The organism is Pseudomonas sp. GW823-FHT05G12, assembly GCF_058795575.1.
In genome coordinates this window covers 3,318,257-3,339,281 of the sequence record NZ_CM179501.1, presented here as the reverse complement: position 1 = coordinate 3,339,281, position 21,025 = coordinate 3,318,257, and the positions used below count along the sequence as shown (strand labels likewise).

The following is a 21,025-nucleotide window of genomic DNA, read 5'->3' as shown; positions in this document are numbered from 1 at the left end:
CTGCATGCAAAGCTATCAACAACCCCTGCGCGTCGGTGTCGGCGGCCCGGTCGGCTCTGGCAAGACCGCACTGCTGGAAGCGCTGTGCAAGGCCATGCGCGATCACTACCAGATCGCCGTGGTTACCAACGACATCTACACCAAGGAAGACCAGCGCATCCTCACTGAGGCCGGCGCCCTCGAGCCGGAGCGCATCGTTGGCGTTGAAACCGGTGGCTGCCCGCACACGGCCATTCGTGAAGACGCCTCGATGAACCTGGCGGCGGTCGAAGCGCTGGCGCGCAAGTTCGGTAATCTTGAAGTCATTTTCGTGGAAAGCGGCGGTGACAACCTCAGCGCCACCTTCAGCCCGGAGCTGGCTGACTTGACCATCTACGTGATCGACGTGGCCGAGGGCGAGAAGATCCCGCGCAAGGGCGGCCCAGGCATTACCAAGTCCGACTTCCTGGTGATCAACAAAACCGACCTGGCGCCTTATGTAGGGGCTTCACTGGAGGTGATGGAGCGCGACACCCAGCGCATGCGGCCGCAGCGGCCCTGGACCTTCAGCAACCTGAAGAAGGGCGAGGGGTTGCAGGCGGTGATCGATTTTATCGTTGAGCGTGGGATGCTGGGGGTGCGAGCCTGACAGATCGAGGTCTCTGTGCGGGCATGTCCGCAGAGAGACCAACGCGGTGGCTGGCACCGGCTCTGCCGGTGTTCGCGGGTAAACCTGCTCCTACGACGGGCTGTGTCCAATCACCGATGTGTGTCCACCAACGATCTGTGTGTAGGAGCGGGTTTACCCGCGAATACGGTAGCGGCGGCGACGGTGAACGGCGGGTGAAAATTGACCAGCAGGCCCGGCCCTTTCGCGGGTGAACCCGCTCCTACACGACGGGCTGTGTCCAATCACCGATGTGTGTCCACCAACGATCTGTGTGTAGGAGCGGGTTTACCCGCGAATACGGTAGCGGCGGCGACGGTGAACGCCGGGTGAAATTGGTCCGCAGGCCCGGCCCTTTCGCGGGTAAACCCGCTCCTACACGACGGGCTGTGTCCAACCTCCGATGTGTGTCCACCAACGATCTGTGTGTAGGAGCGGGTTTACCCGCGAATACGGTAGCGGCGGCAACGGTGAACGATTGGTGGAGATTAGCCAGCAGGGCCGGCCCTTTCGCGGGTGAACCCGCTCCTACACGACGGGCTGTGTCCAACCTCCGATGTGTGTCCATCATCAATCTGTGTAGGAGCGGGTTTACCCGCGAATACGGTAGCGGCAGCAACAGTGAACGGCGGGTGGAAATTGGCCAGCAGGGCCGGCCCTTTCGCGGGTGAACCCGCTCCTACACGACGGGCTGTGTCCAATCACCGATGTGTGTCCACCCCGATCAGGTGTAGGAGCGGGTTTACCCGCGAATACGGTAGCGGCGGCAACGGTGAACGGCGGGTCGAGATTGGCCAGCAGGCCCGGCCCTTTCGCGGGTGAACCCGCTCCTACGGGGCGACCGCGCAAGCCTTCGAATGTTGATCAAGACAGTTGCCCCACAGGTGTGTGTTGCCTGCATCATTTGTGACAACAGTGAGGCTTGTCCGGTTGACCTTCATAGCGGTCATGGTGCCGCACCCAGTCCATGGTCCCACCTTCGTTGCGCCCCAGTGGCGCAATGTCGAGGAAGTTGTAGGTGTTGACCAGAATGTCCAGCCCGCGGGCGTAGGTTGAGTAGGTGTGATACACGCTGCCGTCGCCTTCGCGGAAAAACGCACTCAAGCCGGGCAGCTCGCTTTCATTGCCCTCGTACGGCTCATAGTTGTACTGCCGCTGGCCTTCGCTGCCGACACTGACGCCAAAGTCCTCGTTGAAGTCGCTGCCATGCGACGAATACCACGGGAACTGCCAGCCCATGCGCTGGCGAAATGCCTGGAATTCGGCATACGGCGCCCGAGACACCGCCACCAGCGACACATCGTGGTGGGCCAGGTGCAGATTGGCGCCGTCAAAGTGGTCGGCCAGAAAAGAGCAGCCGGGGCAGCCCTCGCTCCAGCCTTCGGCGAACATGAAGTGGTAAAGCAGCAACTGGCTGCGGCCTGCGAACAGGTCGGCCAGACTCAACGCGCCGTTTGGCCCGAAGAAGCGGTAATCCTGCTCGACCTTTACCCAAGGCAGGGCGCGACGGGCTGCAGCTAGCGCGTCGCGGTGGTGGGTAAATGCTTTTTCGTGCAGCCACAGTTGCTGGCGAGCCGCCAGCCACTGGCTGCGGGAAACCACCGGGTGCCTGCTTTCGCGGGTGCTCATGGTGCTGTCTCCTCGCTGGGGGATTCACACCTTGGTCGAGTACGACCAGGTCGATTCGACAAGCACCGGTGGCCGGGCGATGAGCGGTATCTGCTTAGCCCGAATGGGCGATATGCCCCTCGGCCCGTTCATCGGCGCCGTCATCCTCACCAGGCAGGGCGGTGATCACGCTGAAGTCGCTGACTTCTACCTTGCCGCCGCCATAGCCCAGCAAGTGGAAGGAAAACGCCTTGCGCTCGGTCGGGTTGTCGAAGCTGAACTCCATCTCCAGTGGCGCGTCGGTGGTGACCTTTACCTCTTCTGGCAGGCCCAGCGGCACGTCCTGTTCCAACTGCTTGGCCTTGAGCCGGATGTAGGCCGCACGTTTGGGGTCCAGCGAGCGGACCTTGACCCGCACGCGGGTGTGCGAGCCTCCGGGCATTTCCAGATACTGGGCGCCAATGAGGTTGTCGGCCCAGTCATCGTCAATGCGCTTGCGCAACTTGATCGGCGAAGGGCCGCCGAACTGGTAACGCAGGTTGAGCGGGGTTTGCAGCAAGGACTGGTCGAGCACCACGGCCAAGGCGCCGATCTGTTGGCCCAGCAGGCTGTCGGCCGGACCGAGGTAGCGGGCCTGGTCGGCGATGAAGCCTTCACTGGCATAACGCCGGCAGCGCTGCTGGAAGTCACATTCGGTGAACAGGCCCTGGCCGTTGTGGTAGCGCAGCATGCCGTTGGTGTAGGAGATCATCTCGCGGCCGCTGTCGTAGTCGCGGTACAGCGAGCGACCGCCAAGCGCGACGGGAATGGGCAGTGCGAAGTAGTCGAGCAGCGAGGTGGCCAGGTCGATATGGCCGTAGGTGCCGCGCTTGATGGTTGGCAGCTGGGCCTGCTCCGGCGCCAGGGTAAGATTGAAGCCCCAGGACGAGGCCAGGCGCACGCCATCGATGCCGTGGGACTCGTCGGAAGTCACCACCACCAGTGTGTCCTTGAGGACGCCCTGGCGCTCAAGATTGTCAAGAAATGCCCCGACTGCGTCATCCAGGTAGGCGACCGCTGCCTGTTTCGGTGTGGCGTAGCGCTCGAGGTACTCGGCCGGCGCCGAATAGGGCTGGTGGGTGCCCACGGTGAGCAGCGTCAGCATCCATGGCTTGTCCTGCTTCTGCAACTGGCCCACATAGCCCAGGGCGCCTTCGAAGAAAGCGCGGTCATCCTTGCCCCATGGGAAGTGCAGGTAGTTCTTGTTGCTGAACCACTCCTGGCCATGCACCGCTTCGAAACCGATGTGCGGCATGATGCGGTCCTTGGCCATGAAGCGCAGGCCCGCGCCTTGCAGGTAGTGGGTGGTGAAACCGGCCTGGCGCAATTGTGCCGGCAGACAGGCCTGGTTGCGTTGGTTCTGGGTCAGCAGTTCCACGCCCTTGGGCGTGCCGTTGGCCAGCTTGTCGTAATCGCCGCACAGCATCGCATACAGGCCACGGATGGTCTGGTGGGTGTGCAGCACGTAGTCTGGGGTGTTCATGCCGCGCTCGGCCCATTTGCTGAGCTTGGGCATCAAGTCTTCGTTGAAATGGCTGTTCAGCGCCTGGCGGTTAGGTCGCAGGTAGGCGCCCGGGATGCCTTCCAGGGTAATCACCAGCAAGTTGCGGGCGCTTCCCGGGCCGGCAAGCAGCCTTTGCCCATGCAGGTCGGATTGAGTCAGGCCGCTGCTGGCCAGCGGGGTGAAGGTTTGCGTGTGGCCCATCCAGCCTTCGACCTGGCGTTGCAGGTTACCGACGCCGGCAGACATCAACTGGTGGGGGAGGTTGTATTGCCGCCACTGGTCGGCATCGGAAGGTAGCAACTGCTGGCTGCCCCAATGCGCGCCGAACAGCAGTACGGGTATGGCCCAGGCTTTGCGCGGCAGTGGCTGGCTACGCCGAGCACGGCTGCGCCACGCAAAGGCCAGCCAGGCCAGCAGGCCGCCACCCAGGGCCCAGGGGAGCCAGGCATGGGCCAGGCCGCCACCGGTCGAATTCTCCATGAATTGCGGGTCGGTCAGGTAGTTCAGGTCGGCGCTGGTGGGCAGTCGGCCCACTGCGCTCACCAGTTCGGCCGAGGCCACCCACAGCGCCGCCCAGGCCAGCAGCACCGGCAGCGCCAGCCACCACGGCCTGCGGTGTAGCAGCACTATCAACAGGCTGCCGAGGGCGAGATCGGACAGGTAACCGAACGGGTTGGACCAACCCAGCATGGCGCGCGTACCCAGTGGGATCACCAGCACCAGAGCCGCCAAAGTGGCAAGCCGGGTGCTTGGGTGGTCGGACAGGTTCTTCACAAAAACTTCCCTTTTGCCATTAAATCGTCATGCATCTGTGCTTGATGATATCAGGCCAGGGCAGGGAAGGCGGCCGGTTACAAGGCTTGTAACCAAAGCCGGGCCCGTTCGCACAGGCCCGGCCGATGGCAACTATCAGAAGTAATAAGGGAATTTCAGGCTGAAAGAAAAGTCAGGTGCGTCATCGGTCAGACCAATGGACAGGTTGGGCACGATGGTCAGGTTGTCGGTGGCGGCGAAGGTCAGGCCAATATTGAAGTTGGCGGCGTTGTAGTCACTGTTGGAGATCGATTGCCAGTCGCCGCCATCAGGTTTGATCTTGCTCTTGCGGGCGAACTGGTCAGATACCGAGAACGACATGCTCATCTTTTCGTTAAGGGCAAAGGCGATGCCCCCGCCGATCTGCCACGAGTCGCCAAGCTTGACGTCACCCGGCACCTTGCTGTTCACCTGCGGACTGATGTCGCTGAACGAGTCTTGCATGTTGTAGGTGTAGGACAGGCTGCCGAACAGCACGGCCGGGTCGAAGGTCTTGACCAGCGAGATGCCCGGTGTGATCGACCATACACCGTTGCCGGTCGGTAGGCTTTCCGGTACCGCGAGGTTGTTGTTGCCGTCCACCTCGCGCAGTTTGATGCCGTAGGGGTCTTTGCCGGTCGGTGCCTTGATGCGCAGGGTGGCCACTGCGTCAGGCCAGGTTTCGTCCTCGTCGAGGAATTTGTAGGCAACCCCGACGTTGATATCGCCGATTTCCGGGTCGCGGGTCACGCTGGCATCGGAAGTGGTTGCCCCGGCCCCCCCCGCACCACCGGACGAGTAGGTGGACTCGCGGTAAACCACGGGGACGTTGATATCGAACTGCCAGCGCTGCGCCAGGTTATAGCGGGCAGTCATGTCCAGGGTCCAGTTGTCAGCCTTGATCCGGTCGAGGTTGATGCTGCCGAGGAAGATCGAGTCCAGTGCCAGAAAGCCATTTAGGGTCAGCGCACGGGTATCGTAATGGGTATAGGTGACGCCGGTTTCGAAGCTGAACTTGCCCCCGCCAAAGAATCCGCTGGCTTCGTCATACAGGTTGGAAACGCTTTGCGCCGGCTCGGAATCGGCTGTCAGCGCCTGGCCGTAGGAGCTCCCTGTAGTGCCCGGTGCGCCAGAAGCGACGGTCTGCGCACCTTTCACCCCCTCGGCCGGAGACTTGACCAAGCGTTTGGGTTGCGCGGCAGCAGGGGCCTCCTCGACTTGGCGCACACGTTGCTCCAGCACCATCAGTGCCTGTTGCTGTGCCTCATAGCGGCGTTTGAGTTCAATCAGTTCCTGCTTCAGCGCTTCGACTTGTGGGTCGGCGGCTGCGTAAAGTGCGGTGGCGGGGGCCAAGGTCGTCAAGCACACAAAAGCTCGGAGCGTAAAAGATCGGTACATGGAGTTGCCGTCCCTTCCAACTACTTTCGATGAGACTGAGCGTAGATCAGTATCCGAAGGTGCGAAGACCTTTGAGCTGGTCGAGGCTACCGTTGAGGGAAGCCGCTGTCGGCACGCTCTCGCGCATGACAACGTTCAGGGTGGTGACGTTGTTGACCAGGTTGCCATTGCCAAGCAGCGTCGAGTTCTGCAGCAGGCCACCTTGGGCCAGGCGTTGAACGCTGCTGCCCTGGTTGTTGCTGGCATTGATGTTGAGCTGCACGCCTACACCGCTGGAAGACACACTGAGCGCGCCGGCGCCATTTTCCCCGACCAGGGTCTGGCCGGCGGCCAGTACCTGGCCTTGCTGTTGTACGGCGGGTGCCTGGTTGGCTTTGGTCACGTTGATATCGACGTTGTTGTAAGCGGCGTTGTTGTCACCGGCTGCACGGACCACCTGGGTCACACCTTCGGTGGTGGTCAGGCCGTTGCCGCCCGTTACCACGCCAGTCCCGGCAGCAGAAGCGTTGCTCGGCGCCGGACCTGCGCCTTTTTTGTCAATCATCGACACATAGAACTGGGGTTTGATGGTCGATTGCTGAACCTGCAGCGTGGACGTTGCCCCGATCACATCCCCTTTTGTATTTTGCCAAGTACTGGACATGACGATGCCGAAGCTCACGATTCTTCCGGGCATCACATAGCGGCCCCGCAGGTTCGCCAGCTCCTGGTCCTTCAGTTCAATGGGTTTCAACGCCTCTGCGTGACTGGGCAAGCTGGCTGCCAGGCAGGCGATGGCCAACCACAATGAAGTCTTCATGAAATGCTCCCTGGAGCCTCATGCTCCTTGTCATTAGAACAGTCGTTAGAAGAAGTCGCTTCTGATGAAGCCGAAGTCCAGCAGCTCTGAGTCCTGCACGGGGGTGAAGTTGTTCACCCGGCCCTTGGCGGTCAGTGGCAGGGGCGGGTCGAGCAGGATGTTGTTCTTGTCGTAACCCTGGCCGATCACCGCGAAGATGATGCCGTTCCAGCCCTTGAGGAAATCGTCGACCTTGTATCGTTTGTGGCCCAGCACCGGATCACCGACGTACACCCAACCTTTGTCGACTTTCTGCATGACCACGAAGTGCTTGTAGCCGCGCACATCCATCAGCACCACGACAGGAATGCGCACGCTGTGCAGGGTTTCGGGCGCCACCCGGTAACCGCGGGCACGCATCCCGAGGCTTTCGACGTAGCGCTTCATGTCGAGCATCGAGAAGCCTTGCGTGCGCACAAGGTCCTGGTCGGCGTGGGCCAGCATGCCTTCGATGATCTGATGTTCGTCCACATCCAGCCAGTAGGCCTGGCGCAGGATGGTCGCCAGCGCGGCCGCGCCGCAGCTGAAGTCGGTCTTTTGTTGCACCAGGTCGGCGAACTTGCGTTCGCGCAAGCTCTGGATCGGTTTGAACACCACGGCGCCGCCCGGCAGGACGGACAGCGGCATTTGTGCAGCTTCGCTCACGCTGGCCAGGCACAGCAAAAACGCCAAGGCGAAAATACGCATGATCGGGTGCCTTACGGTGTGTTGAAGAAAGGCCCCCCGAAGGGGGCCTCAAGCACAGCGGTCAGAACGAGGTGTTGGAGATGGCCAGCGAGTTGCTTTGCTGGTTGCCCACACCGGCTGCTACGTTCACGCCCAGGTTACCGCTGCCACCGTTCACCGAACCGCTAAGGGTTGCAGTGTTGGTGACGGGGTTGGCCCAGCCGGTCGGGGTCAGCACTTGGAAGGACACAGTATTGCTCAAGTCGTAAGCGCTGCTTTCGCTGTAGCTCTTCGAAACGTCGTTCGAGGATTCTTTCGAATGCTCGCCAGACTTCGAGAACTCAGACGCAGAAGCATTCTCGTACGAAGAGTCGTGAGACTTGGTGTACGAAGACTCCTTGGACTTGTCGTAGGACGACTGATGCGACTTGTCGTAGTTGGAGTCGAATGCTTTCTCGAACGACGAGTCGTATGCACTTTCGTGCGACTTGTCGATCGACGCATCCAGCGACGCATTCAGCGAGCCTTCGAAGGAGCTGGAATCGGTACGCTCGAAACGACCAAAGTCGGTGGTCCGGGTACGCGAGGCGCTAACGTCAGCGTCCAGCGAGGCTGTCAGGCTGGCGCTGCTCGACGCGCTGTGGCTGCCGCTGGCAGAGCCACTGGCATCCCAGCCGAACGAGCCACTTGCGCTCGAGTTGTGGGAGCCGCTGGCACTGCTGGATTGCGAGCCGCTGGAGTCCCAGCCACTGGAGCCGCTGGAGCTGGCGCTATGCGCACCGGCGAGGCTGAAGCTCGAAGACGAGCTGCGGTCGTCGGTCGAGTTGAAGCTGCCTTCCTTCGAGCTTGAGCCGCTGGCCGACTTGGTGATGGTAATCGTATCCACCCGGTAGGTGCGGTCGGCGCTGTTGTTTACAACCAGGCCTGGGCCGTCCTGATTGGCCGAAGCCGTGGCAGTGGCGTTGCCCAGCGGAGCACCGGTGTTGGCGATGGCCATGGTGTTTTTCTGCTGGTTGAGGTCGCCACCGGCAACGTTGATGCCGATGTTGCCCTCAGCCCCGCTGGCTGAGCCGCTCATCACAGCCGAAGACTGGGTCGAGTAGTTGTCGACCCGGTTGTTTCTGCTGGTTTGCACAACGTCAGCCGTGGCACTGGCCATGCCGAACACGAAGCTGTTGTCCAGGCTCGAGTCGGAGCCTGCGTTGGCAATGGCAGCGGCGTTGTCTTGCTGGTTGCCGTTACCGGCCGCCACGTTTATGCCAACGTTGCCGCTGGAGCCGGTGCCAGAGTCACTCATCTCGGCTTCGTTGATGGTGCCTTCATTGGAGATGCGGTTGCGAGTGCTGGTTTGGGTATCCCAGGCATTGGCCGTTGCATACACAGGGATCTTGGTGGGTGGAGGATTGTGATGACCATTGTTATGGTGGCCGTTATGGTGGTCATTACGCCGATCATTTTGCCCAGCTTGTACAGCAACAGCCATGACCGCAGCAATTGCGAAAACCAGAGGCTTGATTGCCATCGAGGGTTTCATGGTGATTCTCCGTACGCTATTAGGTTAAGTGTCGTTCTTAACTGCAGGGTCAATCCGCGACCCGGATGCTCAAGGTGTTGGCCATTCGGTTTCCCACCCCGGCACTCTGGTTCAACTGGATCACCCCTCGGCTACCGGTGAAGGCCTGGTCACTGGTAGTGACCTGGCGATAGCCTGCTGGAATGTCAGTTGCTCCTGAGTTGTTGATCAGCGCCACGTTCTGTTGCATGAGGACGCTGTCGTCGATGCTTTGCGGTTGTGCACCAATGCTGATGCTCAGTGCGTTGGCTTGCTGGGTGTTGGCACCTGCGCTCTGGTTGACCCCCAGGGCGCCGCTGCCGTTGCTGAAAGCGTTGCCCTGGATGGTTGAGCGCGCGTCCATCGCGGGGTCGGCGGGCGTGTTGAGCCGTTGCCGGATCTGAGTGCTTGCATTGGCTTCGGGGCCGACGGCGATGGCGCGCGCATTGACCTGCTGCTGTTTGTCACCAGCGGCCTGGTTGACAGAGAGGTTGCCCTGATAGCGGCTGCCGGAGCTGTCGATATCAGCGTTGTTGATGACCGGAACCAGGGATTGCGCAAAGGCCGGTGCAGTGCAAAGGGCGGCCAGCATCAGCAGTGTGCGCTTCATCTCACTTGCCCCCGCCGGTCAGAATCTGCAGCGGCGCGAGGCCACGCTGCACGCTCGAGTTGACCATGTTCGAGATACCGTTACCCGACCCCGTACCGCGTCCGCCCGCCAAGTTGGGAAGCTGGTTCTGGTTGCCGAGGTTGCCACCCAGGTTGTTGGTCTGCTGGGTGACCAGGTTGCTGATGCCTGCACCACTGCTGATGCTGGCGAAATCGCCATCGCTCAGCTCGTTGGTTTGCTTGAGCACGTGGGCAGAAGGGTTGGCATTGACGGTGGTAGGGCTCGGGTCTGGAATCAGCGGCGGGATGGTCGCGTTGCGCACCTGCACATCGCGCTTGATGATGATGATCCCCTTGTCCGCCTGAGCCGTCAGGCTGAGTGACCCCAGTACACAACCCACCAGTAATAGGTGATAGAGGCGTTTGTCACGTTTCCTCACGACGGCAACTCCTTCTTTGAGCGCTGGGCCTGTTCAGCGATGCGAACGACAGAGCAGAAGGTGTGCCGCTTTTTAGAATACGTTTCAGATCAGATAGTTAGGGCAAGAGGCTGACAAAATGCGGCGCATGCTGTCTCAGGCTTGAAACAGCTTGCCCTGCGCGTTGCCGGCAAAGTCAGCTGTGGCCTTGATGGGAAGGGTTTTTGCAAGTGTGTTTCACGGGCTTGACACTGCCCCCAGGACAGGGGGAAGCCCCGCAATTTCGGGGGCTTTGCCCCACCGGGGTGTGTCAGTGGTTTAACACTCGGTTGGGCATGATGGCGCATCGCTACCAAGCAGCATAGCAACCGATTGCAGGGCCAGCAATTGGCGTTGCGGCCAATTGCCATCAAGTATTTGGTGCGGTTGGTTGTGTCGCCTCAGCCACGCCTGGCTGTCGTCGAAAAAGCGCTGACGATCACTGAGGTCGGGTTGGCAACGCTGCCCATCGGCAATCCAGTCCACCCCTTGCGGGCTGAGCAACAGGTGCAGGTCGTAACGCCGTGCCAGCAGTGCCTCTTCCAGCCAGGTTGGGCAGTCGTCGAACAGTGCGTGGCTCCAGAGCATGTTGCTTAGCAGGTGGGTGTCCAGAATTAGCAGCGGGGGCGCCTGCTCACGTGCACGGTCCTCCCATGCCAGTTGTCCGCGGGCGATGGCGGGAATATCGGCGTAGCAGGTGTCACGGCATTGCTGGTCGATGAAATGACGCACGTATTCGCCCACCACCACGCCACCAAAATGTGCCTGGATCACCCCGCTGAGCCAGCTTTTGCCACTGGATTCTGGGCCGCACAGTACCAGCACTTTCATTGCTTGCGGCGCACTCATGGCTGTACCAACGCCGGGTCGCGCCGCCATTCCAGCCAGCCGCGTACAGCAATCAGGGTGAGCACGGCGAAGAAGCCTGCGGTGAAATACAGCTGCTGATGCAGGTATTGGCCCACATAGACGATGTCGACCACGACCCACAGTGGCCAGCACTGCAGGCGTTTCTGCGCCATCCACAGTTGCGCTACCAGGCTGAATCCGGTCAGGGTGGCATCCAGCCAGGGCAGGGCGGCATCGGTCCAGTTGGCCATGGCCGCGCCGAGGGCAGCGCTCAGCAGCACCCCGGCGGCCAGGCCGGTGAGCAGTGCCGGGCGTAGCAGACGGGAGACCTGACGGGCGTCTTCAGCGTGGTCGGGGCGCTTCCATTGCCACCAGCCGTACAGTTGCAGGATGGCGTAGGCCACTTGCAGCAACATGCCCGAGTACAGCTTTACTTCGTAGAACAGCCAGCCATAGATCAGCACCATGACCAGGCCGATCGGCCAGCACCAGGCGTTCTGCTTGACCGTGAGCCAGACAGCGGTTACGCCGAGGAGGGCGGCAATGAGTTCAAGGCCGGACATCGGCGATCCTTGGAGACTACGGGGAAGGGGCGAGATTGTAGCGGGTCGGCCGGTGAAGGTGTAGGGCGCAGCGGTGGGATACCCCTTTGTAGGAGCGGGTTTACCCGCGAACACCGGCAGCGCCGGTGCCATCCACCGCGTTGCTTCCTTCGCGGGCATGCCCGCTCCCACAGGGATCGCGCCAGCTTTTAGAAATTGAGCTCCCACTCGGATCGCGCCAGCTTTCAGAAATTGAGCAAGACAGTTGCTCCCACAGGTTGCAGCACAGGCTTCAAGGTCACTCGATACCTGCTGGAGCAGGCCTGCCCGCTCCCCCAAAGGGCTTGTTCTCAGACCCGGAACTGCCGCAACAACTGCTCCAGCTCTTCGCTCAAGCGCCCCAATGCCACCCCGGCATCGCTGGACTGACGCGCCGCATCGGCGGTCTGCTGCGACAACCCGGCAGTATCCAGCACATTGCGGTTGATCTCTTCGACCACATGCGACTGCTGCAAGGTGGCGCTGGCAATGGAGGCGTTCAATGCGGTGAGGTTGTTCAGCACCTGGTTGATGGCGTCCAGGCTGGCGCCGGCCTCGCGTGCTTGTTCGACAGTCTGGCGCGATGCCTCGCTGCTGGTGTCTATGGCCTTGACCGCAGCGTCCGACTGACTCTGCAGGTGCTCGATCATGGTATGAATCTCGGCCGTCGATTGTGCTGTACGCTGGGCCAACAGTCGCACCTCGTCGGCGACCACGGCAAAGCCTCGGCCTTGCTCGCCAGCCCGTGCCGCCTCGATGGCGGCATTCAGCGCCAGCAGGTTGGTCTGTTCGGCAATGGAACGAATCACGTCCAGCACGCCGCCGATGCGCGTGCTGTGGCCGGCCAGGTCGCGGATTACCTGTACGGCCTCATCGATGGTCAGCGACAGGCGGTCGATCTGCGCCAGGCTGCCGTGGATGGCCTGCTGGCCGTGCGTCACCTGTTGTTGTGCCGTACGCATTTCTCCGGCGGCCTGTTCAGCGGTCTTGGCCACGTCCTGCACGGCGTAGGTCACCTCATTGACTGCAGTGGCCACCTGGTCCATCTGTAACGATTGCTGGGCACTGCGCTGTTGTGCGGCACCTGCATTGTCACCGACGTGCCCGGCGGACTGGGCCAATGCGTGGGCCGCGCCTTGCAGTTGGCCGACGACACCTTGCAGTTTGCCGTTGAAACGGTTGAAGTGCTCGCCAAGGTGGGTGATCTCGTCGCGGCCATGGGTGTCCAGGCGCCGGGTCAGGTCGCTTTCGCCGCTGGCGATGTTACCCATTGCCTGCACCGCTTCCTGCAGCGGGCGGGCGATGCTGCGGGCAATCAGCATGACCACCAGCGCCATCAGCAGGGCAATGCCCACGCCAACCAGCGAAGCGTCGCGTAACTGGCGAGCGAATTCGGCCTGCACGTCATCGACGTACACGCCCGAACCGATGATCCAGCCCCACGGCTTGAACAGCTGAATATACGAGGTCTTGGCTACCGGCTCACTGGCGCCGGGCTTGGGCCAGCGATAGTTGACCGGGCCGGCGTCCTGCTGGCGGGCAAGGGCGACCATTTCGTTGAACACGGCGAAACCATCGGGGTCGCGGATGGCGGAAAGGTCCTGGCCGTCGAGCTTGGGGTTGGCCGGATGCATGATCATCTTCGGCCCCAGATCGTTGATCCAGAAATAGTCGTCATGGTCGTAGCGCAGCGCGCGCACTACCTGCAGCGCCTGTTGCTGGGCGGCTTCGCGGCTGAGCGTGCCGGCAGCTTCCAGGCCTTGGTAATAGGCCAGCACACCCGCGGCGGTCTGCACCACGTGGCGGGTTTTCTCCGCCTTGGCCTGGTACAGGTCACCATGGATCTGCCGCAGCATCAGCAGGCCCAGTACCACCAGCATGGCCACCGCCACCACAAGGATCAGCCACAGGCGCCGACTGATTGACATCGATCTCAGAGTGTTCATCCATCAGCTCCCGCATTGTTCTTTTTATTGAGGTGCATCGAAGCATGCTTTGCAGCGAGCCCACACCCGACTAATGGCTAAGTGCTATGTTGGTGATAGTCTGCAACGGGTCAGGTAAAGCGATTGCCAAGGGGCTCTGTCAGGATTTCGGCCGCGCAAGATGAAACCTTTAACAGGCGTGAACTTTTCTACTGGCGTTGCGCCCAACAGTCGCTGTAAAAAAGCCGGGCCGTGTAAGGCAATTTCAAGCAAATCAAGAACAAGGGGCCTGCGACAAGCAGCGCTCCATCCGGGGGAATGATGGATTTTTGGACTGCCTTCCAGGCAATCATCTTAGGCGTGGTCGAAGGGCTGACGGAGTTTTTGCCGATCTCCAGTACCGGTCACCAGATTATCGTCGCCGACTTGATCGGTTTTGGCGGCGAACGGGCCATGGCTTTCAACATCATCATTCAGCTGGCGGCGATCCTGGCGGTGGTGTGGGAGTTTCGCAGCAAGATTTTCGAAGTGGTCTTCGGCCTGACCCACCAGCCCAAGGCGCGCCGCTTCACGGGCAACCTGCTGCTGGCGTTCATGCCGGCGGTGGTCCTGGGTGTGCTGTTCGCCGACCTTATTCACGAATACCTGTTCAACCCCGTCACCGTGGCGGCGGCTTTGGTGGTGGGGGGCGTGATCATGCTCTGGGCCGAGCGCCGTGAGCACCGCGTGGAGGTGGACCATGTGGACGACATGCGCTGGAGCCATGCGCTGAAAATAGGCTTCATCCAGTGCCTGGCGATGATCCCGGGCACGTCGCGCTCCGGTTCTACCATTATCGGTGGCCTGCTGTTCGGCCTGTCGCGCAAGGCAGCGACCGAGTTCTCGTTCTTCCTGGCAATGCCGACCATGGTCGGTGCGGCGGTGTATTCGGGCTACAAATACCGTGACTTGTTCCAGCCCGGCGATCTGCCGGTGTTCGCGCTCGGCTTCGTGACTTCGTTCATCTTCGCCATGATTGCCGTACGGGCGTTGCTCAAGTTCATTGCCAACCATAGCTACGCGGCATTTGCCTGGTATCGCATTGTGTTCGGCCTGTTCATTCTGGCGACCTGGCAGTTCGGTTGGGTCGACTGGTCCACGGCACATGGCTGAGGCGCTGCGTGGGCAACGGGCTGAAGGCGTGCGCAACGTGCGCCTGAAGCTGCTGCTGTTGGGCGTGCTTTGCCTGTTGCCCGGCCTGGGGGCGGCGCGCATGGCCTGGAACGATCAGGCCTGGTGGCCGTTGGCGTTGTACCCGGCCATGAGCCTGATCAGCCTGTTGCTGTATTGGCAGGACAAGCAGCAGGCACGTAACCAGGCCTGGCGTACACCCGAGAAAGTGCTGCATGCCAGTGAACTGCTCGGTGGTTGGCCGGGGGCGCTATTGGCGCAGCAGCTGTTTCGGCACAAGACCCGCAAGGTGTCGTTCCAGGTGGTGTGCTGGGGGATTGTGCTGCTGCACCAGGTGTTCTGGGCAGACTGGCTGTTTCTTGACGGGCGTTATCTGCCCCTTGGCTGATGTGCAGTTGTACCGGCCTCTTCGCGGGTAAAGCCGCGAAAGGGCCGGTACAGGTCGATCACATGACCAACCCCACCTGCAACCGCTTGGGCAACCGACGCACTACCAGCTGGTGCGACCGCTGCAACACATCACACAGTTCATCACGCCCCATGGGGTAGGGCGGCGCCATGCTGACCCACCGTGCCCGCGCCAGGTACGGCGCCGGCCGTATCCCGGGGCGATCGCAATAACCCAGAAACAGCTCGTCGGCTACCTTGAACGACAACCCGGCACCCGCCAGGTCGAGAACCGCGAACATCTTGTTTTCTGCAACCGAAAACACTCGGATGCCGCCCCATTTGTAGTCTTCCCGCGCACCCGGCAGGCTTAGGCAAAATGCCGCTACCTGGGCTTCGCTCATCTTCCGTTCAGACATACCGCTCTCCACAAGCCTCGAATGACGCCGCCAGGTGATCGATCCACACCCGGACTGCAGGCAGCAGGCCACGCCGGTGTGGGTAAACCGCCTGCAGGTAGCCACCCGGCAGCGACCAGTCTGGCAGCAGGCGCACCAGTTCGCCGCGTTCCAGTTCCTCTTCACAGAACATGCTGGGCAGCGCAGTGAACCCCAGGCCGGCACGTACAGCAGCGTTACGTACTACGAAATCGTCGATCGCCAAGCGTGGCTCCAGCGCTATTTCCTGCTGTTTGCCATGGGGGCCGAACAGGCGGAAGTGTACCAGCCGGTCTGCTTCGGCTGCGCCCAGTACGGGCAATGATGCCAACTCGCCCGGTTCGCGAATGTGGTCGGCAAAACCGGGTGCGGCCACCAGTTGCATTTGCGCCTGGCGCAGGCGGCGGGTGACCAGGGCCGGATCTTCGTCGCCCAGGTCGCGTACGCGCAACGCCACATCAATGCCTTCGGAAATCAGGTCGACCCGGCGGTTGAGCAATACCATGTCCAGTTGCACCAGCGGGTACTGCTCGAGAAAGCGGCTGATCACATCCGGCAGGAAGGCGTGTGCCAGTGCCACCGGGCACGATACCCGTAAACGCCCGCGCGGCTCACTGCTCATGCTGGCCACGGTCTCGTCGGCGGCTTCGGCCTCCAGCAACATGGCCTGGCAATGATGCAAGTAACGTTCACCTACTGCGGTGAGCTTGAGTTGCCGGGTGGTGCGCTGCAACAGGCGTGTGCCCAGGCGCTCTTCAAGCTCGGCGATACGCCGCGACAGGCGCGACTTGGGAATGCCCAGCTGGCGCCCGGCGGCGGCGAATCCGCCGGCTTCGACGACGCGCGCGAAGTAGAAGAGGTCGTTGAGGTCTTGCATGGGAATGTCTCACTGTTCCATATGTGGGACAAACTAACGCATTTTTGCTTACTTATCAGCTATTGGTCACTTCGATAGGATTCTCCCCATCGTGATCGCCCACAGCTGCGGTCTTCACTCACAGGAGAGTCCCATGAAACTGTTGCACATCGATTCGAGCATCCTGGGCGACAATTCCGCCTCGCGTCAGCTGAGCCGTGAAGTGGTCGAAGCCTGGAAGGCTGCAGACCCAAGCGTTGAAGTGGTTTATCGTGACCTGGCTGCCGATGCCATCGCCCACTTCTCCGCTGCCACCCTGGTCGCTGCAGGCACCCCTGAAGACGTACGCGACGCAGCCCAGGCTTTCGAAGCCAAGCTGAGCGCCGAGACGCTCGAAGAGTTCCTGGCTGCCGATGCCGTGGTGATTGGTGCGCCCATGTACAACTTCACTGTGCCGACCCAGCTCAAAGCCTGGATTGACCGCGTGGCCGTCGCCGGCAAGACCTTCCGCTACACTGAAGCCGGCCCGCAAGGCCTGTGCGGCAACAAGAAAGTGGTGCTGGTTTCCACTGCGGGTGGCCTGCACGCTGGCCAGCCGACTGGCGCCGGGCATGAAGACTTCCTGAAAGTGTTCCTGGGCTTCATCGGTATTACCGACCTGGAAATCGTCCGGGCCCACGGCCTGGCCTATGGCCCGGAGCAGCGCAGCCAGGCGATCGATGCTGCACAGGCGCAGATTGCCAACGAGCTGTTTGCTGCTGCCTGATCAAGGGAGCGGTTGGTTGCAAGCGTGGCCCTGTCGAAGCACAAGGCCACTCCAACCTGTAGAAGCGTTCAGGCCACCGGGATAAGCGGATCAGCTGCCGCCAGGGCCGATGCCCGGTCAGCCGCTGGCGGATAAATCCACACTGAATTGATCTGGCGCTTCAGCGCCTTGGCTTCGGCCTTGTCCTCCGGTGGCGAAACCTCACGGTCCCATCCTTCGGTGTACACCGCGCCCCAGGCCCCCAGGTCCAGGCACGTCACGTATTTGGGCTGGCTGTAAGCCATTGGTGCTACGCCAAGCAACTCGGCAGCGGCATTGTTGCCCGCATGGCGCCCCAGCGCAATCGCATGCTGGCACGACATCACGGCATGATTGCCAAGCTCGTCACAGGTGGCGTAGGCCACGTCTCCAGCTGCATACACGGCATCATTGCCCTTGACCTTCAGGTTGCCATCGACATGCAAGCGGCCGCGGTTGTCGCGCTCGCCGCTGATCTGTTCGGTGAGCGGGTTGGCCTTGAAGCCAACCGTCCAGACCACCGTGCTGGCGTCGATCCGCTGGCCGTTGTCCAGCTGCACACCGGCAGGGTCTACCGAAACTACTGTGGCACCGCAAACCCACTCCACGCCCAGGGCCTCGCATGCCTGCTCGATGGCTGGGCGGATGCCGTCACCCAGCGCTGCGCCAATCCTGGCACCGCGGTCGATTACCACTACGCGCAACGCGGCGTCTTCACCCAGTGTCGCGCGCAAGCGGGCCGGCAATTCGGTGGCCGTCTCGATGCCGGTAAAGCCGCCCCCGGCTACCACCACGGTATTGCGTGCCGGCGTGTTCGGCAGGCTGGCCAGTGACTTCAGGTGGGTTTCCAGGCGTGCGGCGCTGTCGAGCTTGTCGACGTCGAAGGCATGCTCGATGCCGACCATGTCAGGGCGCTCGAGCTCACTGCCGCAGGCCATGATCAGACGGTCGTAGGGCAGGGTGCAGCGAGTGCCGCTGCGAGTGCGATAGCCCACGCGGCGGGCCGCTTCATCGATGTGGTAGGCCGTGCCCTGCACGAAACGGACATTGACAGCGTCGAACAGCGCCTGCAGTGGTGCGGCCATGGTATGCACGTCTGGCTCGTAGAAGCGCGGACGCACATGCAGTTCAGCCTGGGGCGCGAGCAAGGTGACCTCGACGCCTTTGTTGCCGTTGAGGTCAAGCTGGCGGATGGCGCTGAGTGCGCTCCACAGGCCGGCAAAGCCCGCACCAATGATCAGGATCTGCTTCATGGTTGTGCTCCTTTGAAGTTCGGTGGACAAGGTAGACCGTATTGCCGGTCAACGGTGTTACCAGTGCTTGCTGGAGTGCTTCAGAATGTTGGCGGCGTGATCACCCAGATCACCACGGCATCCACTTCACCGGGGTTGCCGTAGCGGTGAGGTTCCTGGCTCGAGAAGCTGAAGCTGTCGCCTTCACTCAGCTGGAAATGCCGCTCGCCTACCCACAGCTCAAACGTGCCGCTGAGCAGGTAACCGGCTTCTTCGCCGTCGTGGCTGTAGCTTTGCTGGCTGTAGGTACCTGGCGGGAAACGTGAGTGCAGCATCTCCAGCTGGCGGTTGGGCTGGGGGGTGAGCAGTTGATCGACGATGCCATCTTCGTAATGCACGCTCAGGCGGCTGTTGCGCCGCACCACATAGCCTTGGTCTTCGGGCGCGGTGGTGGCCTCGCTGGCGAAGAACCACTGGATGGTCACGCCCAGGCTGCGGGCGATGTTGAACAGCGCCGGGATCGACGGGTAGGAGAGGTTGCGCTCCAGCTGGCTGATGTAGCCTGCGGTCAGTTCACTGTGTGCGGCCAGCTCCGCCAGGGTCATGCCGCGGCGCTTGCGCAGGCCGCGGATGCGGGTGCCGAGGAACTGCGGCGCGGCGCCCCCGGGTTCGCTGGCGGGGGGCTGGGGGGGTTGGCTCATGCGCGTCGGTCCATCGCAAAAGCCGCAGTATGTACAGCCTCAGAGCGCCCAGGCAACCGTCAGGCCATCGTGAATCGCTTCTTCGGCCGTGCGCGGTGCCAGGCAGTCGCCAATCCGCCGTACGTCCACCACACCTGCCAGTTCAGTGGCCAGGCGGTCTTGCGGTTGATGCCCCATGCACAGCACCAAGGTGTCGATGCCTTCGAAGATCATCGGATCGCCGCTGGCGGTGTGCTGCAGGTACACCGTGTTGTCGTCGCTGCCATACAGGCGTGCGTATGGGGTGACAGGGATACCCAGGCGATGCAGCTCGCCGGCCAGTTGGTCACGTACGTAAAGCGGCAGGCTCTCGCCGCAATGAGTACCGTTGACCGCCAACTGGACCTGATGGCCTTCGCGCACCAGGCGTTCGGCGATACCGGGGCCGATCCAGTCACAGCGCCAGTCGATCACCAGCACCGAACGCCCCGGTTTCACCTCATTGCGCAGCACTTGCCAGGCGTCCACTACCTGAAGCTCGCCGGTACGCTCGAACGCCGGCCAGTAGGGGATGGCGCCGGTAGCGGCAATGACCAGATCAGGGCGCTCACGTTCGACCAGTGCGCGGTCGACCCGGGTGTTGCGCACCACTTCTACACCTGCCAGGGCCATTTCCCGTTGAAGGTTGGTGCTGGCACCCCCGAACTCGCTACGCCGTGGCAGTAGCTGGGCCAGCAGCACCTGCCCACCGAGCTGCGGGCCCGCCTCGTACAGCGTGACCTGGTGCCCGCGCGCGGCGGCCACGGCGGCGGCCTTCATGCCGGCAGGCCCGCCGCCGGCGACCATTATGCGCTTGGGCGAGGAAGTGGGCGTGAGGTGCCCGTACTGCAACTCACGCCCGGTTTCCGGGCGCTGGATGCAGGAAATGGGCAAGCCACGATGGAAATGGCCAATGCATGCCTGGTTGCAGGCGATGCAGGCGCGCACGTCTTCGACCTGGCCGCGTTCGGTCTTGCCTGGCATCGACGGATCGCAGATCAGCGCCCGGGTCATGCCGCACACATCAGCCTGGCCGCGGGCCAGGATCAGCTCGGCTTCCTGGGGCTGGTTGATGCGCCCGGTGACGAACAGGGGGATAGCCAGCTGTTGCTTGAAGGTGCCAGCCTCGCGGGCCAGGTACGCCGGTTCGATGGCCATCGGCGGCACGATATGGACCGCGCCCCCCAGCGAGGCCGAGGTACCGGCGACGATATGCAGGTAGTCGAGCTGGCCCTGCAAGGCCACGGCAGCAGCCAGTGACTCGTCTTCACTCAGGCCCTGGCTGTCGCGCTCGTCAGCGCTGATGCGCAGGCCAATGATGAATTGCTCATCGGTGGCGGCGCGCACTGCGGCCAGCACTTCGCGCAAGAACCTCAGGCGCTGATCCAGGTCACCGTTGTAGCCATCGCTGCGTACGTTCACACGCGGGTTGAGAAACTGCGCGGGCAGGTAGCCATGGCTGGCCACCACCTCGACGCCATCCAGCCCGGCCTGGTGCAGGCGGCGGGCGGCGCTGGCGTAGCCCTGGACGATTTCGTCGATCATTGCCTGGTCCAGCGCCCGTGGCATCACCCGGAAGCGCTCATTGGGCACCGCAGAGGCCGAGTAGGCTACCGCCAACAGGCCGTCTGCCGATTCCATGATCTCCCGCCCGGGGTGAAACAGTTGCGACAGCACCACGGTGCCGTGCGCGTGGCAGGCCTCGGCAAGCTGCCGGTAGCCATCGATGCAGGCATCGTCAGTGGCCATTAGCACATGCGAGGTGTAGCGGGCACTGTCGTGCACCCCGGCGACCTGCAGCACGATCAGGCCGACGCCGCCGGCAGCGCGGTCGCGCTGGTAGGCGATCAGCTTGTCGTTGACCAGGTTGTCGGTGGGCAGGCAGGTGTCGTGACCGGTGGACATGATGCGGTTTTTCAAGCGTTTGCCGCGGATCTGCAAGGGCTCGAACAGGTGTGGGAAGGCGGTCTGCATC

The 21,025-nt window shown here is 62.2% G+C and carries 19 protein-coding genes and 2 pseudogenes; 4 read left to right on the top strand and 17 right to left on the bottom strand.

The window, feature by feature from the left end:
• Nucleotides 1–4: 4 nt before the first annotated feature.
• Nucleotides 5–628 (top strand): urease accessory protein UreG, encoded by a 624-nt coding sequence (gene ureG / locus AC3RCM_RS15210; protein ID WP_003253923.1) that lies wholly within the window; start codon nucleotides 5–7, stop codon nucleotides 626–628.
• Between the two features lie 918 nt (nucleotides 629–1,546).
• On the opposite strand, the gene AC3RCM_RS15205 is transcribed toward ureG, so the two are convergent.
• From AC3RCM_RS15205 to mcpP (AC3RCM_RS15150), 12 genes and pseudogenes are all read right to left on the bottom strand, one after another.
• Nucleotides 1,547–2,275: a DUF899 domain-containing protein gene (locus AC3RCM_RS15205; protein WP_198747073.1), complete on the bottom strand. Its 729-nt coding sequence runs from the start codon at nucleotides 2,273–2,275 to the stop codon at nucleotides 1,547–1,549.
• Nucleotides 2,276–2,369: 94 nt separating this feature from the next.
• Nucleotides 2,370–4,571: an LTA synthase family protein gene (locus AC3RCM_RS15200; protein WP_064491052.1), complete on the bottom strand. Its 2,202-nt coding sequence runs from the start codon at nucleotides 4,569–4,571 to the stop codon at nucleotides 2,370–2,372.
• Between the two features lie 135 nt (nucleotides 4,572–4,706).
• Nucleotides 4,707–5,987 (bottom strand): fibril amyloid transporter FapF, encoded by a 1,281-nt coding sequence (gene fapF / locus AC3RCM_RS15195; protein WP_004577464.1) that lies wholly within the window; start codon nucleotides 5,985–5,987, stop codon nucleotides 4,707–4,709.
• 46 nt (nucleotides 5,988–6,033) lie between these two features.
• The gene (gene fapE, locus AC3RCM_RS15190) at nucleotides 6,034–6,786 is read right to left on the bottom strand and encodes a fibril amyloid subunit FapE (RefSeq protein ID WP_010953760.1); all 753 of its coding nucleotides are present in this window, start codon (nucleotides 6,784–6,786) and stop codon (nucleotides 6,034–6,036) included.
• A gap of 45 nt (nucleotides 6,787–6,831) precedes the next feature.
• Entirely contained in the window at nucleotides 6,832–7,512 is a 681-nt protein-coding gene (gene fapD, locus AC3RCM_RS15185) for a fibril amyloid maturation endopeptidase FapD (RefSeq protein WP_020191416.1), read from the bottom strand.
• A gap of 61 nt (nucleotides 7,513–7,573) precedes the next feature.
• On the bottom strand, nucleotides 7,574–9,025 hold the full coding sequence (gene fapC, locus AC3RCM_RS15180) for an amyloid-like fimbrin subunit FapC (protein WP_064491053.1): 1,452 nt from the start codon (nucleotides 9,023–9,025) through the stop codon (nucleotides 7,574–7,576).
• Between the two features lie 49 nt (nucleotides 9,026–9,074).
• The gene (fapB, locus tag AC3RCM_RS15175) at nucleotides 9,075–9,653 is read right to left on the bottom strand and encodes a fibril amyloid subunit FapB (protein WP_064491054.1); all 579 of its coding nucleotides are present in this window, start codon (nucleotides 9,651–9,653) and stop codon (nucleotides 9,075–9,077) included.
• A 1-nt stretch (nucleotide 9,654) separates the two neighbouring features.
• On the bottom strand, nucleotides 9,655–10,092 hold the full coding sequence (gene fapA / locus AC3RCM_RS15170; RefSeq protein ID WP_014591274.1) for a functional amyloid chaperone FapA: 438 nt from the start codon (nucleotides 10,090–10,092) through the stop codon (nucleotides 9,655–9,657).
• A 297-nt stretch (nucleotides 10,093–10,389) separates the two neighbouring features.
• The gene (locus tag AC3RCM_RS15165) at nucleotides 10,390–10,959 is read right to left on the bottom strand and encodes an AAA family ATPase (RefSeq protein ID WP_064491055.1); all 570 of its coding nucleotides are present in this window, start codon (nucleotides 10,957–10,959) and stop codon (nucleotides 10,390–10,392) included.
• Entirely contained in the window at nucleotides 10,956–11,522 is a 567-nt protein-coding gene (pnuC, locus tag AC3RCM_RS15160; protein WP_409320411.1) for a nicotinamide riboside transporter PnuC, read from the bottom strand. The genes AC3RCM_RS15165 and pnuC overlap by 4 nt, the downstream gene beginning before the upstream one ends.
• Before the next feature lie 329 nt (nucleotides 11,523–11,851).
• Nucleotides 11,852–12,361, bottom strand: a pseudogene (mcpP, locus tag AC3RCM_RS15155) (methyl-accepting chemotaxis protein McpP); the annotation flags it as partial.
• Nucleotides 12,362–12,772: 411 nt separating this feature from the next.
• A pseudogene (gene mcpP / locus AC3RCM_RS15150) lies at nucleotides 12,773–13,396 on the bottom strand (methyl-accepting chemotaxis protein McpP); the annotation flags it as partial.
• A 390-nt stretch (nucleotides 13,397–13,786) separates the two neighbouring features.
• Here mcpP (AC3RCM_RS15150) and AC3RCM_RS15145 point away from each other — a divergent pair.
• On the top strand, nucleotides 13,787–14,617 hold the full coding sequence (locus AC3RCM_RS15145) for an undecaprenyl-diphosphate phosphatase (RefSeq protein ID WP_003253910.1): 831 nt from the start codon (nucleotides 13,787–13,789) through the stop codon (nucleotides 14,615–14,617).
• Nucleotides 14,610–15,023 (top strand): DUF1294 domain-containing protein, encoded by a 414-nt coding sequence (locus tag AC3RCM_RS15140; protein ID WP_064491057.1) that lies wholly within the window; start codon nucleotides 14,610–14,612, stop codon nucleotides 15,021–15,023. Before AC3RCM_RS15145 ends, AC3RCM_RS15140 begins: the two co-directional genes overlap by 8 nt.
• Before the next feature lie 58 nt (nucleotides 15,024–15,081).
• Here the strand turns inward: AC3RCM_RS15140 and AC3RCM_RS15135 are convergent, their stop codons facing one another.
• Both AC3RCM_RS15135 and AC3RCM_RS15130 read right to left on the bottom strand, forming a co-directional pair.
• Nucleotides 15,082–15,441 carry an MmcQ/YjbR family DNA-binding protein gene (locus AC3RCM_RS15135; RefSeq protein WP_012052560.1) on the bottom strand — a complete coding sequence of 120 codons (360 nt, stop codon included), beginning with the start codon at nucleotides 15,439–15,441 and terminating at the stop codon, nucleotides 15,082–15,084.
• A complete protein-coding gene (locus tag AC3RCM_RS15130; RefSeq protein ID WP_003253907.1) occupies nucleotides 15,434–16,336 on the bottom strand; it encodes a LysR substrate-binding domain-containing protein in 903 nt (300 codons plus the stop codon). The genes AC3RCM_RS15135 and AC3RCM_RS15130 overlap by 8 nt, the downstream gene beginning before the upstream one ends.
• 133 nt (nucleotides 16,337–16,469) lie before the next feature.
• On the opposite strand from AC3RCM_RS15130, the gene AC3RCM_RS15125 reads away from it, so the two are divergent.
• Entirely contained in the window at nucleotides 16,470–17,081 is a 612-nt protein-coding gene (locus tag AC3RCM_RS15125) for an FMN-dependent NADH-azoreductase (RefSeq protein WP_020191409.1), read from the top strand.
• A gap of 68 nt (nucleotides 17,082–17,149) precedes the next feature.
• Here AC3RCM_RS15125 and AC3RCM_RS15120 read toward each other — a convergent pair whose 3' ends face one another.
• From AC3RCM_RS15120 to AC3RCM_RS15110, 3 genes are all read right to left on the bottom strand, one after another.
• Nucleotides 17,150–18,352, bottom strand: coding sequence for an NAD(P)/FAD-dependent oxidoreductase (locus AC3RCM_RS15120; RefSeq protein WP_492628994.1), 1,203 nt, complete (start codon nucleotides 18,350–18,352; stop codon nucleotides 17,150–17,152).
• 80 nt (nucleotides 18,353–18,432) lie between these two features.
• The gene (locus AC3RCM_RS15115; protein WP_014591264.1) at nucleotides 18,433–19,032 is read right to left on the bottom strand and encodes a helix-turn-helix domain-containing protein; all 600 of its coding nucleotides are present in this window, start codon (nucleotides 19,030–19,032) and stop codon (nucleotides 18,433–18,435) included.
• A 39-nt stretch (nucleotides 19,033–19,071) separates the two neighbouring features.
• Nucleotides 19,072–21,024, bottom strand: a complete 1,953-nt coding sequence (locus AC3RCM_RS15110) for an oxidoreductase (RefSeq protein WP_104887513.1) — start codon at nucleotides 21,022–21,024, stop codon at nucleotides 19,072–19,074.
• Nucleotide 21,025: the final 1 nt, after the last annotated feature.